The organism is Pedobacter soli, from assembly GCF_900101435.1.
GTDB classification, from domain to species: domain Bacteria; phylum Bacteroidota; class Bacteroidia; order Sphingobacteriales; family Sphingobacteriaceae; genus Pedobacter; species Pedobacter soli.
The window spans coordinates 412,371-428,099 of record NZ_FMZH01000002.1 but is presented as its reverse complement, the minus strand read 5'-3'; the positions used below and the strand labels follow the sequence as shown (position 1 = coordinate 428,099).

General features: G+C 42.0%; 10 protein-coding genes. 7 read left to right on the top strand and 3 right to left on the bottom strand.

Annotation, left to right across the window (positions count from 1 at the left end):
* Positions 1-39 precede the first annotated feature (39 nt).
* Complete coding sequence (locus BLR37_RS05685) at positions 40-1,857, bottom strand: serine hydrolase domain-containing protein (RefSeq protein WP_090765738.1); 1,818 nt, start codon at positions 1,855-1,857, stop codon at positions 40-42.
* The gene (locus BLR37_RS05680; protein ID WP_090765735.1) at positions 1,844-3,478 is read right to left on the bottom strand and encodes an amidohydrolase; all 1,635 of its coding nucleotides are present in this window, start codon (positions 3,476-3,478) and stop codon (positions 1,844-1,846) included. Before BLR37_RS05680 ends, BLR37_RS05685 begins: the two co-directional genes overlap by 14 nt.
* Positions 3,479-4,134: 656 nt before the next feature.
* Here BLR37_RS05680 and BLR37_RS05675 point away from each other — a divergent pair.
* The 7 genes from BLR37_RS05675 (at position 4,135) to BLR37_RS05640 (ending at position 14,437) form a co-directional block, all read left to right on the top strand.
* On the top strand, positions 4,135-4,461 hold the full coding sequence (locus BLR37_RS05675) for a hypothetical protein (RefSeq protein ID WP_143009540.1): 327 nt from the start codon (positions 4,135-4,137) through the stop codon (positions 4,459-4,461).
* 806 nt (positions 4,462-5,267) lie between these two features.
* Positions 5,268-7,106, top strand: coding sequence for a DNA mismatch repair endonuclease MutL (gene mutL / locus BLR37_RS05665; protein ID WP_039475353.1), 1,839 nt, complete (start codon positions 5,268-5,270; stop codon positions 7,104-7,106).
* 375 nt (positions 7,107-7,481) lie between these two features.
* Entirely contained in the window at positions 7,482-8,213 is a 732-nt protein-coding gene (locus tag BLR37_RS05660) for a rhomboid family intramembrane serine protease (protein ID WP_090765727.1), read from the top strand.
* On the top strand, positions 8,206-9,060 hold the full coding sequence (locus tag BLR37_RS05655) for a rhomboid family intramembrane serine protease (RefSeq protein ID WP_090765724.1): 855 nt from the start codon (positions 8,206-8,208) through the stop codon (positions 9,058-9,060). The genes BLR37_RS05660 and BLR37_RS05655 overlap by 8 nt, the downstream gene beginning before the upstream one ends.
* Positions 9,060-10,169: an endonuclease/exonuclease/phosphatase family protein gene (locus tag BLR37_RS05650; RefSeq protein ID WP_090765721.1), complete on the top strand. Its 1,110-nt coding sequence runs from the start codon at positions 9,060-9,062 to the stop codon at positions 10,167-10,169. Before BLR37_RS05655 ends, BLR37_RS05650 begins: the two co-directional genes overlap by 1 nt.
* A gap of 346 nt (positions 10,170-10,515) precedes the next feature.
* The gene (locus BLR37_RS05645) at positions 10,516-11,148 is read left to right on the top strand and encodes a nitroreductase family protein (RefSeq protein WP_039475364.1); all 633 of its coding nucleotides are present in this window, start codon (positions 10,516-10,518) and stop codon (positions 11,146-11,148) included.
* 562 nt (positions 11,149-11,710) lie between these two features.
* A complete protein-coding gene (locus tag BLR37_RS05640; RefSeq protein WP_244154603.1) occupies positions 11,711-14,437 on the top strand; it encodes an Ig-like domain-containing protein in 2,727 nt (908 codons plus the stop codon).
* A gap of 297 nt (positions 14,438-14,734) precedes the next feature.
* Here the strand turns inward: BLR37_RS05640 and BLR37_RS05635 are convergent, their stop codons facing one another.
* A complete protein-coding gene (locus tag BLR37_RS05635) occupies positions 14,735-15,694 on the bottom strand; it encodes a 2-hydroxyacid dehydrogenase (RefSeq protein WP_090765719.1) in 960 nt (319 codons plus the stop codon).
* Positions 15,695-15,729 lie beyond the last annotated feature (35 nt).

Sequence of the window (15,729 nt, the reverse complement as noted above, 5' to 3'; positions counted from 1 at the left end):
TGCGCTGAATTTACAAATAATAATCAGACTTACATCCTGCTATTTCCTCGAATCGTCAATTGCTTTATTCACCACATCCTCAATACGACCCCTGATTTTTAAATTCGACAGCTTATCCGTAACGGTTGGATTAACACGGTTAGATAAAAACACATAAACCAAACCACGCGAAGGATCTACCCAAACGCAGGTACCGGTGTAACCGGTATGGCCATAAGTTTGTGGCGAAGCCAGATCAGAAGGATAATGTTTGGTGGTATCTGGATCCCAGCGATCGAAACCCAGGCCCCTGCGGCTCACATTCGATTGTTTGGAGGTAAACAAGTCAACCGTTGCATTTTTGAAATAAGTTTCGCCACCATAAGTCCCGCGGTTTAACAGCATCTGGTAAATAATGGCCAGATCGTTTGCACTGGCAAATAACCCCGCATGACCAGAAATCCCCCCAGCCAAAGCCGCCCCCTGATCGTGAACATAACCTACCAGTAAGGTTTTCCTGAAATATTTATCATCTTCAGTCGGGATAATCTGCTCGGGCTTAAACCGGTTGCGTGGCAGAAAACCAGCTGTTTGCATACCCAGTGGTTTATAGAAATTTTCGTAAGTGTATTGGTTTAAAGGTTCTTCGCTGATGTGCTCTACAATATCTTTCATTACATACATGCTGATATCGCTGTACACATATTTACCACGGGTTTTAATAGGCGAATTGAGCATCTTTGGCCACATAAAATCCTTAAAGAAACCTTTTTTAATGTAGTAGTTATCGGCTACTTTAGTGGGGTAAGCTGCCGACGAATCCCTGCTGTAATCGCCGGTTTTCACATAATCGTGAAACGGAATATAAGGGATGAAACCTGCCTGGTGCAGCATTACCTCGCGTACCTGAATGTTGTTCATTGGCGTGGTACGAGCCCGGGGAATATAGGCCCCGATATTGGTATCGAGTTTCAGTTTGCCTTCTTCAAATAAACGCATTACGGCAGGCGTTGTAGCCGTAACTTTGGTTACCGAAGCCAGATCGAAAATATCGGTTACTTTATCGGGCACCTGAGTATCGTAAGTATGTGTACCATAAGCTTTATTAAAAATTACCTTCCCATCTTTAGCCACCAGAACCACCAGACCAGGTGTTGCCCGCTGCGCAATGGCTTCGGCTGCAATCGCATCAATTTCCTTTAAATTATTGGAGTTTAAACCGGCATCTTCAGGCACGGTATATTTTAAACGGGTTGCGGTTGTGGTAAAACCCGAGCCCATGGTATAACGCGCAGAGTAAGCTGTGGTTAATTTATTGGTTGCTGCAATTCCTCCAAAAATATACTGTGGTAAAAGGTTCGCCGCATCGGCATTGTTTTGTGCGGTCCAGATTATAGGCGATTGCAATAAATCGAAAGATTTTAAGCCAGGACCATTGCCAAAAAAGGATATGATAACCTGCTTGCTTTTACTAATGCTGTTAATAAAATTAATGTATTTGGCCTGGTTTACATGCTGATCGTCAATGGTAATCAGGATGGTATTGAAATATTTCAGATCATCCTCCAGATTATTAAGATTTAAGCTGTCTTTATACTCATCGGCCGAAAACGAAGTAACCTTGGTGTACTTATTGGCCAAACTATCAAAAGCGGTACTGTAAGCAAAGCCCAGGCTTACCGATGCAATATTCTTTTTATCGAGCGATTTTAACGGCACAACCGCATCCTGATTGTTTAATAATATAGTTGTACTGGTTATGCTGTTGGCAATGGCGAGTTTTTTCTCGTTTACGGCATGCTCTTGTGCACAGGCCGCTAAACATAAAACATTAAAGAAACTTGCCGCAGCCAGGATATACAATTTACTTCGCTTCATATACTTTCTCTCCGTTCAGGTAGGTTTTTAAAACTTTGGTTTTTAATATGTTTTGTGGTGTTGTTTTTAAAATATCGTGATCGAGGATGACAAAATCAGCCAATTTGCCTTTTTCCAGACTTCCCTTTTCCTGTTCTTCAAAATTGGCTTTAGCGGCCCAAATGGTCATTCCACGGAGTGCTTCTTCTGGTGTTAGGGCATTTTCTACCTGAAAACCACCTTCCGGAAAACCTTTTGCATCTGCTCTCACCGTTGCAGCATAAAACGTTAATAATGGATTAATGTTTTCAACCGGGAAATCTGTTCCTAACGGGATCCAGCCATTCTGTTTCAACAATTGTTTGTAAGCATAGGCACCTTTTAACCTTTCGGCACCTAAACGTTGTCCGGCCCAGTACATATCTGATGTGGCATGTGTAGGCTGTACAGATGGTACAATACTGGCTTTACCAAAGAGATTAAAATCGCTGGCGTTTACCACCTGTGCATGTTCAATGCGCCAGCGCTTATCATTTTTGCCTTTTAAAATTCTATTATAAATATTCAGCATTACGCGGTTGGCCGAATCGCCAATGGCATGGGTGCACATCTGAAAGTTATTGGCGGCTATTTTGGCAGCAACTTCTTCAAAATGTTTCTGATTGCTTAACAGGAAGCCCGTTTTGTTAGGCATATCGCTGTAAGGATGTAATAAACAAGCGCCTCTCGAGCCTAAAGCTCCATCAGCATAAACTTTAAATGCCCGCACATTCAATCTGTCGGTTTTAATGGGACCACGGGCAAAAAGGTATTTATAATTTTCGGGTGCATCAGAAAGCATTACATACAACCTCATTTTGAGCTTCTGCTCCTTTTGCAGTTTTTCTATAAATTCAACAGCCAGGTAACTCAGTCCGCAATCATCAATTGTAGTTAAACCTGCTGCAAAGCAATTCCGCTGGGCATCGGTAAAAATTTTCTCGGCCTGTTTGGCATCTGGCGAAGGGATTTTACTTTCAACAAGGGCCACTGCATTATCAATTAAAACACCGGTGAGCTTGCCGTTTTCGGTCAGCATATCGCCACCGGTTAGTTTTTGGGCAGTTTTGATCCCCGCATCATCAAACGCTTTCTGGTTAGCAATAGCGGCATGGCCATCAATGCGGTTTAAAAACACCGGTCGGTTTGGAAACAATTCGGTTAGTTTTTGATTGGTTGGGAAAGCTTTGTTCTCCCAATCGTTTTGGTCCCAGCCATTACCGATTAACCAGCCATCGGGATGGGTTTTGGCAAAGGCTACTAAACGGTTCAGTACATCATCCCACGATTTGGTTTCGCGTAAATCGGCAGTCTGCAGACTTTGCCCGTAACCAAAAAAATGGGCATGTGCATCAATAAAGCCCGGGTAAACAACTTTGCCTTCGGCATTAATTTCTGCTTTGGCTTCGTACTTACCGCGGATTTCACTGGTTTTGCCCAGGTTTAAAATTTTACCATCTTTCACCGCAAAGGCTTCAACCGTATCAAAACCGGCGTTAACGGTATACACTTTTGCATTGTACACCATTAGATCTACTGCTTCTTTTTTGGTACAGGAAGCAAACAACAAGGCCAGAAAAAGGCCGCATAGCATAGATTTCATGCTGATAAAGATAGTGTTTTAGTTGGAAGTATTCAGCCGGAAGTGAGGCGTCAATGATCAAAATCCTGGGTGATTAAAGTTTAGAAAATGGCCAGACTCCGAACCCCGGCGACATCCGACTTTTCTTTTAACCACAAAGGAAAAAGATGCAGAGCTGGGTGTTTCATTCCATCGTCCATTTTACATCCTCCATCCTTTCCCCTCCCAAACTCGCTCGACCAACTCAGACACCTAAGCTTTTCGCTTTAGTCTTTTTGCTTTAAGCTTTTTCACCCCCTAAGCACAACCGAGTAGCGGGCGATAGATTAAGCATCGAGACTTCGGACTCCTGACTCCCGACCTCCGACTTTTTTAACCACAAAGCACACAGAGGAAAAAGACGCAGAGGACACAGAGTTGGGCGTTTTATTCCTTCGTCCATTTTACATCTTTCAGCTTTTTCACCACCTAAGACACCTAAGGGCACCAAGCTTTTAGCTTTGGTCTTTTTGCTTTAGTCTTTTTCACCCCCTCAGACTCCAAACTCTAAACTCTAAACTCCAAACTTTCCCAACCTCGGCGACTCTGTCCGGAGGTAACTTTGTGTACCACTCCTTAACTTTATTATCTCAATTATCATCCCCCTGCCCCCTTCAAAGGGGAAAAGATCTACTTTAATGCAGATGCTAATCGAAATCAAAGCGGCATTTATCCTGTTGGAAATCCCGTCCCCCTTTGAAGGGGGTTGGGGGATGAATTTTAATGGCGAGGACCTCGTTCCGAACACCAATGAGCTCGTTCCGAACACCGGCGACCCCGTTCCGAACACCGATGACCCCGTTCTGAACACCAACGACCTTGTTTCGAACACCGATGACCTCGTTCTGAACCCCGACGACTCCGTTCAGAACCCCGATGACTCCGTTCTGAACCCCGATGACTCCGTTCTGAACACCAATGACCTCGTTCCGAACACCAACTATCCTTGTTCCGAACCCCGATGACTCCGTTCAGAACCCCGATGACTCCGTTCCGAACCCCGACGACCTTGTTCTGAACCCCGACGACCTTGTTCCGAACACCGATGTTCCTCGTTCCGAACCCCGATGACTCCGTTCCGAACACCAATGACCCCGTTCCGAACCCCGGTGACCTCGTTCCGAACCCCGACGACCTTGTTCTGAACCCCGACGACCCTGTTCCGAACACCATTGACCTCGTTCTGAACACCGACGGGCTTTTTGCAACTCCCAGCCTCCGACATTTTTTTAACCACAAAGCACACAGAGGAAAAGACGCAGAGGACACAGAGTTGGGCGTTTCATTCAATCGTCCATTTTACATTTTCCATCCTTTCCCCTCCCAAACTCCAAATTCTCAACTCCAAACTCGTTCGACCAACTCAGACACCTAAGCTTTTAGCTTTAGTCTTTTTGTTTTAAGCTTTTTCACCACCTCAGACACCTAAGCACACCTAAGCAGCGAACGATGATTAGGCCCCCAGACTTCGGACTCCCGACCTCTGACCTCCGACTTTTCCAACCCCGGCGATTTCGTTCCGAATACCAAAAAGTAGAAAGGATAGCTCACTTTCCTAAAACCATCCCACTTTATAACAGATTTCGACATATTTACAGATGACGATGCCCGGTTAACCGATTCAAACAGTTAACCGGTTAAACAAATGAACTAATGACCAGTGAACCAATTAATCCCATTTACCTACAGTCATTTACATGTTGAGTTTTAAACAATTCCGGTTCTTTAAGCTTATTTTGCATAATTTAGCGAATTCACTTTGCCCTTATACATGACTGATATTATTCACTTATTGCCTGATGCTGTTGCCAATCAGATTGCTGCCGGAGAAGTTGTTCAACGACCTGCCTCTGCAGTAAAAGAATTGCTCGAAAATTCGATAGATGCCGGTGCAGATAAAATTCAACTGGTGGTAAAAGATGCAGGTAAAGCCCTGATTCAGATTATCGATAACGGCTGTGGAATGAGCGTTACCGATGCGCGCATGTGTTTCGAACGTCATGCCACCTCAAAGGTAAAAAAGGCCGAAGATTTATTTGCCATCCGCACCATGGGTTTCCGTGGCGAGGCCATGGCTTCTATTGCGGCCATTGCGCAGGTAGAAATGAAAACCCGCAGGCACGAAGATGAAATTGGCACCTGTATTTCCATTGAAGGTGCACAGGTAATCGCGCAGGAACCTGTAGCTACTTCACCAGGCACGCAGATTGCAATTAAGAACCTGTTTTTTAACACCCCTGCACGAAGAAATTTCTTAAAGAGTAATCCGGTAGAAATGCGCCACATCCTCGACGAATTTCAACGTGTGGCCCTGGCACATCCCGAGGTATTTTTTAGCCTGCACCATGATGGGGTAGAAATTTTTAACCTGCCTAAGGGTAATTTGAAACAACGCATTATCCATCTTTTTGGCAACAATTATAACGAACGACTGGTACCTGTAGAAGAAGAAACCAGCATCATTAACCTGAAAGGATATATCGGGAAGCCTGCCTTTGCCAAGAAAACCCGTGGCGAGCAGTTCTTCTTTGTGAACAACCGTTTTATTAAAGATCCGTATTTAAACCATGCGGTAAGTACGGCTTTCGAAGATCTTTTACCAGAAGACAGTTACCCGCTATACGTACTGTTTATCGAAATCGATCCGGCAAAAATAGATGTGAACGTTCACCCGACTAAAACCGAAATTAAATACCTCGACGAGAAATCGATTTATGCCATTCTAAAATCGGCGGTTAAGCGTTCTATTGGTCGGTATAACATTGCCCCTACCCTTGATTTTGATCAGGAAACAGGTTTCAGCAATATGATTACGCACAAAGCGGTTGAAGACATTGTGCCGCCGAGCATTAACTTCAATCCCGATTTTAACCCTTTTGCCAGCGACAAAAGTTCTACTTCGGGTTATGCTTCTTCGCCAAGAAATTATGATGCCAAGCCCAGTGCTAAAAACTGGGGTACGCTTTACGATATTACCGAACAACCTGTAGTAGAACAAACCAGCTTTTACGAGGCTGACGATGCGGTTTTAGAGACCAAGCAAAAGCAATATATGCAGTTGCACAACCGTTATATTGTTTCGCAGATTAAATCGGGTTTAATGGTTATCGATCAGCAAATGGCACATGAGCGAATCCTTTACGAGCGTTTCCTCGTACATCTCGACGACCGCAAAGGTGCTTCGCAGCAAAGTTTGTTTCCGCAAACCATTACGCTGAATGCACAGGATTTTGAACTGGCTAAAAGTTTGTTAGATGATATTAAAAGCTTAGGTTTCGATGTACGCGAATTTGGTAAAAATACCCTGGTGGTAGAAGGTGTTCCGGTCGATTTAGGCAGTAGCAACATCAATGAAACACAGTTGTTTGAACAACTGATTGAGGGCTTTAAAAACTCGCAACAGGAATTAAAATTGAACAAGCGCGACAGTTTAGCGCGAAGCCTGGCTAAAAACAGCGCCATTAAAGCAGGTACAAGTTTGGCTCAGGAAGAAATGAATACGCTTATTGATGAACTTTTTGCCTGCAAAACCCCTAACTTTAGTGTGAGTGGTAAACCAATTATCCAAACCATTACTTTAGCGGAGCTGGATAAGAAGTTTGAAAAATAAGACCGGAGTCCGAAAGTCGGAAGACCGAAGATTTGGAGCAGAAGACCAAAGCCGAAAGACTAAAGCCGAAAGACCAAAGCGAAAAACTGAGGTGCCCTTAGGTGTCTGAGGTGGTGAAAAGAGGAAAGCGAAAAGACCAAAGCTGAAAGACCAAAGCACAAAGCTTAGGTGCCCTTAGATGTCTTAGGTGGTGAAAAGACCAAAGACCAAAGCTGAAAGACCAAAGCAAAAGCTGAGGTGCCCTTAGGTGTCTGAGGTGGTAAAAAAATCAGAGACTAAAGCTTTGATGTTAAATACGATAAAATAACAGTTAACCGATTTAAACAATTAACCAGTTAAACCGTTAATAACCGATTAAACAACTTTAAAAATTAAATGAACAACATATATATCCCACCAGTAGTTAAAAACCTGCTGATTATTAATATCTTATTTTTCGCAGCAACCTTTTTACTTACCAATCTGCATCTCGACGATCTTTTTGGGGTTTTTTATTTTGATTCGCCCAAATATAGATTTTGGCAGCCTGTTACCTACATGTTTATGCATGGAGGTCTTGCGCACATCTTTTTTAACATGTTTGCATTGTATTCTTTTGGAAGTTTACTGGAATCAAGGTGGGGCGGGAAGAAATTTATTATCTTTTATTTTATTACCGGTTTGGGAGCACTGGCTTTACAGTGGGCAGTACAGGCATACGAAGTACATCAAATTATAGGCAGCGTAATCAACAATGGTAAAATAGATATGGCTGCATTACTGGAGGGTCAGTTTAATACACAACAGCTCTCTATGGCACAAGCTGTTACATTGCGTAGCATTTACTTTGGCGGCATGGTAGGTGCTTCGGGAGCTATTTTTGGATTATTGGTTGCTTTCGGTATGCTGTATCCAAACGCTGAGTTGCTGATTATGTTTATTCCGGTACCCGTAAAAGCCAAATACATTATTCCAATTTATATTTTAATAGAACTATCTTTAGGTGTTGCCCGGTTCGAAGGCGATTCTATTGCCCACTATGCGCATTTGGGTGGCGCTTTAATCGGCTTTATACTGGTTAAAATATGGAAAGACAAGAACGATACATTTTATACGCTCTATGAATAATACGGTTAAAGATTTAAAGTACAAGATTTTTCAATCCGGCAATCCGCTGTTTTTTTACATTGGTATTAACGTGATTTTGTTTCTGGTTACCGCCATTATCGGTGTGCTCGTTTTTTTCAGCAAATCAACATTAGATATGGGCGAACTGGTTAGAGAATATGTAGGCTTACCTTCCAACCTTCCTAAACTAACAGAACGTTTTTACACCCCCTTCACCTACATGTTTTTTCATGATGGGATTCTTCACATCCTGTTTAACATGCTGGGCTTATTTTGGTTCGGCAGCATATTCATGAATTTCCTGAAAAGCAGGCAGTTTCATTTTGTGTACCTTACGGGAGGTTTAGCCGGAGCCTTAATTTACCTGATTTGTTTAAATACCATCCCTGTATTTGCCGATACTTTATTGGGGCAAACCGTTATTGGTTCGTCTGCAGCAGTTATGGCCATCATGGTAGCAGCCGCCACCCTGGTGCCCAATTATACCATTATGCTGTTGCTTTTTGGCGAAGTAAAGATTAAATGGATAGCGATTGTTTACTTCCTGATTTCGTTTATCGGCCTATCATCAGCAAATGCTGGCGGCAACTTCGCTCATATTGGTGGAGCCCTGCTGGGTTTCTTTTACATCAAAAGCCTGCAAAACGGAAACGACTGGAGCAAATTATTTGAGCGCAAACCAAAACTGAAGGTAGTAAGAAACGACAAGCCCCTCAAAAAGACAGACGCTAAAGCTGGAGTTTCGCAGCAGGAAATTGATGCCATTTTAGACAAAATATCTACTTCAGGATACGATAAATTGACGGCAGCAGAAAAAGAAAAATTATTTAAGGCAAGTAAAGATTAATGGCAAAAAAGAAAAAGTACAATTTCTTTGATAAACTTCTTCTGCCCATTGCTGTAGCACTGGCAATAGCTTTGCTCGTGGGTTTACTTGCCGGCAACATGGATCCGCGCAAACATGCCATTATTGCATTTTTCGGCTTGGCCTACCCCTATGTACTTTTTTGCAATATTATTTTTCTCGTTTGGTGGTTATTGAGCAAGAAATGGCTTTTTGCTGTAGCAACCATCCTTGTTATAGCTGTTGGAGCCAAAACTTTAAAAGCAACTTTTGCCATAGGCGGCGATGAAGGCCCTGTTGAAAGGGCTGATAACACCATCCGGATGATGACCTACAACGTGCACAGCTTTAAGCTTTACGGCAAAGACAATACCGAATCGGTTAAAGAAAAAATGCTGCAGGTGGTTAAAGATCAAAACCCCGACATCATCTGTTTCCAGGAGTTTTTTACCCGCTATAAAGGTGCTTTCGACACGGTAGACAGTTTAAAATTGTTGCTAAACACCAAGGACTATTACTTTGTACCTACCAACAAAAATGATTACGAAGCAACGGGTTTAGCCATATTCTCCAAATTCCCGATTAAAGATTCGGGTAAAATCCCCTTTGTTGAAGGCTATGCGGGCAACATGAGTATTTATACCGATTTAAACATAAAAGGTAAAACCTTAAGGGTCTACAATGTGCACTTTCAATCTATTTCTTTCGAAAAACAAGATTACGACTATCTGGATAAGGTAAAAGAAATGAACACCGAATTACAGCCTTCCAAACGCATCTTAAGGATGCTGAAAAGTGCTTTTTATAAGCGGAGCGGTCAGGTAGATATTATGAAAAAGGAGATGGCCAGCTGTAAAACCCCTTATTTAATTGCCGGCGATTTTAATGATACCCCTGCCTCATACGTGGTTACCCAAATTACTGCCGGGCTCAACAACAGTTTCATTAAAAAAGGTAGTGGTTTTGGCAAAACCTATAACGGTAAATTCCCTAATTTTCAGATCGATTACATTGCCACTTCTAAAGAACTTGAGGTACTTAACTATAAAATTACGCAGGCCAAGCTGTCAGACCATTTCCCCGTACGCAGCGATTTGAGGTTTTTGGATTAACATACAAAAATCATAGTTCAATAGTGACCCGTTTTTTTATTGGAGCGCAATGCCTGTAATAAGCAATAAGTTTCTTCCCGTTTTTCGCTTTTACGCTTCGCTTCCTCGTACCTCGTTGCTGCAGGGTAACGCTTCAACCGGGGCTAAAAGGCTAAAGCAGTGTTCCATTTTTGAGGTTGCCAGCGCACAATCCCGGGGTCTGATCTGATGCCCCATATTGCTGCAGACTGAAGTCAGCAGCTTATACAATTTGCTCAAAATTATTTTTTCTTACCATACATCAACAGTCGGCAAAAAGCTTATCCCCATATTTGCTTCGTAAAATTTAAAAAAATAATCAAAAGATATGAGTTTAATAGATGCCCTAAACTGGCGTTATGCCGTTAAAAAAATGAATGGCCAGCCCGTTGAACAAGAAAAAGTTGATAAAATTGTTGCGGCTGCGCATTTGGCTCCAACATCATCAGGCTTACAGCCATTTAAAGTGATTGTAGTTACCAACCAGGAGTTAAAAGAGAAAATTGCTCCGATTGCTTATAACCAATCGCAGATTATTGATTCATCGCACCTGCTAATCTTCGCTGCAAACGAAAATTATACTGAAGAAGGAATTGATGCAGTATTTACCAGAATGAATGCTGAGCGTGGTTTACCACAAGAAGGTACCGATGCTTACAAAGCACAACTTAAAGGCATGATTTTATCGAGAAGTGCCGAAGAAAACTTCAACCATGCTGCACGTCAGGCTTATATTGGTTTTGGCGTTGCCATTGCAGAAGCCGCTTTATTAAAAGTAGATGCTACCCCAATGGAAGGCTTTAACGGACCAGCTTTAGATGAACTTTTAGGTTTAGATAAAAAAGGTTTAAAAAGTGTTACCCTATTGCCTTTAGGTCACAGAGACGAAGCAGGCGATTGGTTGGTAAACCTTAAAAAAGTACGTTCTCCGAAAGAAGAATTCGTAATCGAATTAAATTAAAAGGCAAACACCCATTATATTTCAAACGCAGGCCGCTCTTTAGTGGCCTGTTTTTGTTTGTAGCTTGCGCGCGTTTCTAACGCGTGCTTTAATAGCACATACTGTCCATAGAGTTAAGCGCAGCGTCTCTACGGATTTTCGAATAATGTTGAGTTTACAACTCAATGATTATAGAGCGAGTCAGAGACTCTATTATATGCTGCGATCCGTAGTGCCCTGCGGAACACTACGGACAGACAGGGTTTGTTTTAGCGATTTTAATAGCCCTACGCTTCTATTTTACATACTGTCCGTAGAGTTAAGCGCAGCGTCTCTACGGATTTTCGAATAATGTTGAGTTTACAACTCAATGATTATAGAGCGAGTCAGAGACTCTATTCTATGCTGTAATCCGTAGTGCCCTGCGGAACACTACGGACAGACAGTAAACGAGCGTGAGCCCCAATGACGACTTTGGTGCGGAATCATAAACTTTTGTAAAAAAGTGTTAAACCGCCGTACAATTTAGGAGCTCTATTGATAATTGGATATATTTACAGGATTAGCATTTAACATCCAATTCATGAAGATTTATAGATTATCGTTTATTATACTTTCATTTCTCTTAGCACTAAATTTTTCTTCGTCGGCCCAAACCGACACCGTGAGTATAAATACAATTATCAGCAAAACCAATAAGGTTTTGACCGATTATCCTAACGAGAAAATTTATCTTCATTTCGATAAGCCTTATTATGCCGTGGCCGATACCGTTTGGTTTAAAGCCTACGTTACCGAAAACCAGAATTTTTTATCAGGTATTAGTAAAATCATTTATGTGGATGTAATTAACCAGAAAGATTCACTGATTCAAACCCTAAAACTTCCCATTACCGGAGGATTTGCCTATGGCAGTTTTCCTTTAGATCAGGTGAATTACAAGCAAGGCAATTACCACATCAGGGCCTATACTTTATGGATGCTTAACAACCCAGACCCGGCCTATTTTAACAAAACATTTTACGTTGGCGAAGCCATTGATAAGGAATTAAAAACGCACATCACCTACAAAAATACTTCAACCGACAAGCAGGAGAAAATTGATGCCCGCGTACAGTTTAAAGATGCCAACAATAAACCTTACGCTAACAGAAATGTAAGCTGGCAAGTGGTAACCAGTTATACGGTAATTGCCAGAGGTCGCGGAACCACCGATGCAAACGGCTACCTGACCATTGCCATGACCAATGCGCAAAAAGCCGAGTATCAGTTGCAAAAAGGAGAGCTGGTAACCGCCATTAACACTACCGATAAAGACGTAGCGAGCAGTTCATTCTCCCTTAAAAATGCCATTGTAAGTAAAGATATTCAGTTTTTCCCTGAAGGCGGAAATTTAGTGGCCGGCTTAACCAACAAAGTAGCCTTTAAAGCCATTAAGAGCGATGGTTTAGGTATTGGCGCCAAAGGTACCGTTACCGATAGTGAAGGCAAAACTGTAGCTACTTTTAGCGATCAGCATTTGGGTATGGGCAGCTTTAATTTACTTGCCGAAGCTGGTAAAACTTATAAAGCTGCCGTTACTTATGCCGATGGCACCACACAAAGCTATAATTTACCTGCTGTAACTGCGAATGGCGTAGTGCTAAATGTAGATAACAGCAATGCCGACAATGTGGTTATTAAAATTGCGGCCAACGACGCTTTTTTTGCGGAAAACCAGGGCAAAAAACTTTACCTCATTGCACAAAGCAAAGGCGTAATTTGCTATGGTGCACAAACAGCTTTATCAAATAAAGAGTACAATACAACTATTCTTAAATCTAAATTCCCGACCGGAATTGCACAGTTAACGCTGTTTAACGAATATGGTAAGCCACTAAGCGAAAGACTTGTTTTTGTACAGCATAAAAACAATATGGCAGTGGCTTTAACCAGTGCGGCAACTACTTATGGTGTTAAGAAAAAGGTTAAAATTAACGTTGCAGCCAAAAAAGATGGCGCCCCTGTTGAGGGTAGCTTCTCGGTAGCAGTTGTAGATGAAACCAAAGTGCCATCAAGCGAAGATGCAACCAGTACCATTTTAACCGGGCTTTTATTAAGCAGCGATGTTAAAGGTTATATCGAAAAAGCCAATTACTATTTCAATGCACCCGATGCCAAGAAAAATGCAGATTTAGATGTGCTTTTACTTACCCAGGGTTACCGCAGCTTTAAATATACCGACATTATTGCCAATAAACTGCCTAAAATTGATTTCCTACCTGAGCAAGGGATAGAAATTTCTGGAATTTTAAGACAAAACAACGGAATCCCGGTTAGAAAAGGAGCTTTATTGTTAAGTATCCCCGATAAACGTTTTAACCAGGAAGGCACAACCGATCCGGTAGGAAACTTTAAATTCTCAAACCTGGTATTTAACGATTCATCAAAGGTTACGGTTACCGCTAAGTATAACGTAAACTATAAAAACATGACCTTGAGCCTAAACGGTGCACCGGTACCTACCCTTACCCGCAATTTCAGTGCGGCCGAAGAGGTTTTAAATATCGATAGTGCCTTAACTTCTTATCTGGATAACAGTAAGCGCCAATATGCTTATTTACACACTTTGAAAGATGTAAACATTAAGGCTGCAGTAATACCGAAAGTAAGCCACAAAGATTATCCGTCACTTTCAGGGCTTAGTCAGATGGCAGACCATGAAATACCTGGCGACCGCTTAAAAGGTTGTGGTTTACTGATTAACTGCTTACAGGGAATGCTGGCAGGTGTTACTTATGCCGACAATAACTTTTACGTAACACGCGATTATAATCAGGGTAAAAGAATCCCAATGGGTATTTTTATTAACGGAATGAATGTGGATGTAAACCAGATCAATACTTTAGATGCCAATCAACTTGAATCGGTTGAGGTGTTTTTAAGAGACGATTTAGGCCTGGTTAACCGTGCCAACAATGTAAATGGTGTAATTGTATTTAACCAGAAAAAAGCGCCTAAAGGAACTAAAATTACGAAAGCACAGCTAATGGATATGCTGCCTAAATACTACGAGCTTACTTTCTCGCCACAGGGCTATAACAAAGAAAAGCAGTTCTATTCGCCACGCTACGATGTACCTGCCAACATGAACCGTAACGACTTAAGAACGACCATTTACTGGAACCCTAAAGTAGTTACTGATGCAACCGGCAACGCTTCTTTCGAATATTATAACGCTGATGGCAGAGGACAGTACAAAGTAATTATTGAAGGTATTGATGCCAACGGAAACCTGGGCAGATCGGTGTTTAAGTACACCGTTAAATAGAAAGAGTCTTTAGTTAATGGTTGATAGTTAATAGCCTTGAAGAATAGGTCTAAGTCTATCAACCATTGACTATCAACCACTAGTCTTTCTGCTTACTTCACTTCAAGAGAGTTAATGGTCGATAGTTAATAGCCATGAGGAATTGGCACCATGTCTATCAACCATTAACTATCAACCAATAGTCTTTCTGCTTACTTCACTTCAAAAGAGTCAATGGTCGATAGTTAATAGCCATGAGGAATTGGCACCATGCCTATCAACCATAAACTATTGACCATCAACCAATAAAATTTGTATTTATTTCACTTCAAAAGGCAACTGCTCCCCCTTCAGTCCGGCAACAATATTCTGTACAATAATTTTGGCCATGGCTGCTCTTGTTTCTTCGGTGGCTGAGCCAATGTGAGGTAAAACAGCTACATTTTCCATACTGAGCAAGGGATTTTCTTTATCCATGGGTTCGGGATTGGTAACATCAAGTCCTGCACCCCAAATCACCTTTTCTTGCAATGCACGAATCAAATCGGTTTCGTTGTGAATGCCTCCCCTGGCTGTATTGATGAAAATAGCATTGGATTTCATCTGGCTAAATACCTCGAAGGTAAATTTCTCTCTGGTCTCGGGAGTTAAGGCAGTATGCACGGATAGCACATCGCTTTGAGCCAATAGCTCTTCGAAAGAAACATACCTGGCGCCGATTTCCTGCTCGGCTTCGATATTTTGCGAACGGTTGTGGTAAATCACATCCATTTGATAGGCTGCTGCACATTTTTTAGCCATTTCCAGACCTATTTTACCCAGACCGAAAATACCCAGGGTTTTACCGTTTAATTCGATCCCGAGCTCCGGAGATGGCTCGTATTTTTTCCATTCGCCCCTGATAATTTTCTGGTAAGCAAAGAAAGCTTTGCGTGATACGGCCAGCATCAGCAAAAAGGCGGTATCTGCAGTTGCTGCACTCAAAACGCCGGGTGTATTACCAATTGGGATATTTAATTTTTTAGCCTCAGCCACATCAACCTGATCGAAGCCTACTGAATGGAGTGCAATAACCTTTAAATGACTGCAGGCGTTTAAAAAAGCTGCATTAATTTTATTGGGGCCAACACTAATCAAAGCGTCCTGATCCTGACAGGCTTCAATCAGCTCTTCGGCAGTAATCTGCCGGTTTTCTTTCCATTGGGTAATGGTAATATTATTTTCTTCCAGTTGCTTTAAACCAACCGGAGCAATGTTGCCGCTTATAAATACTTTCATCTTAATTTAACAGTAAATCTGATCAGCAGTTTTAA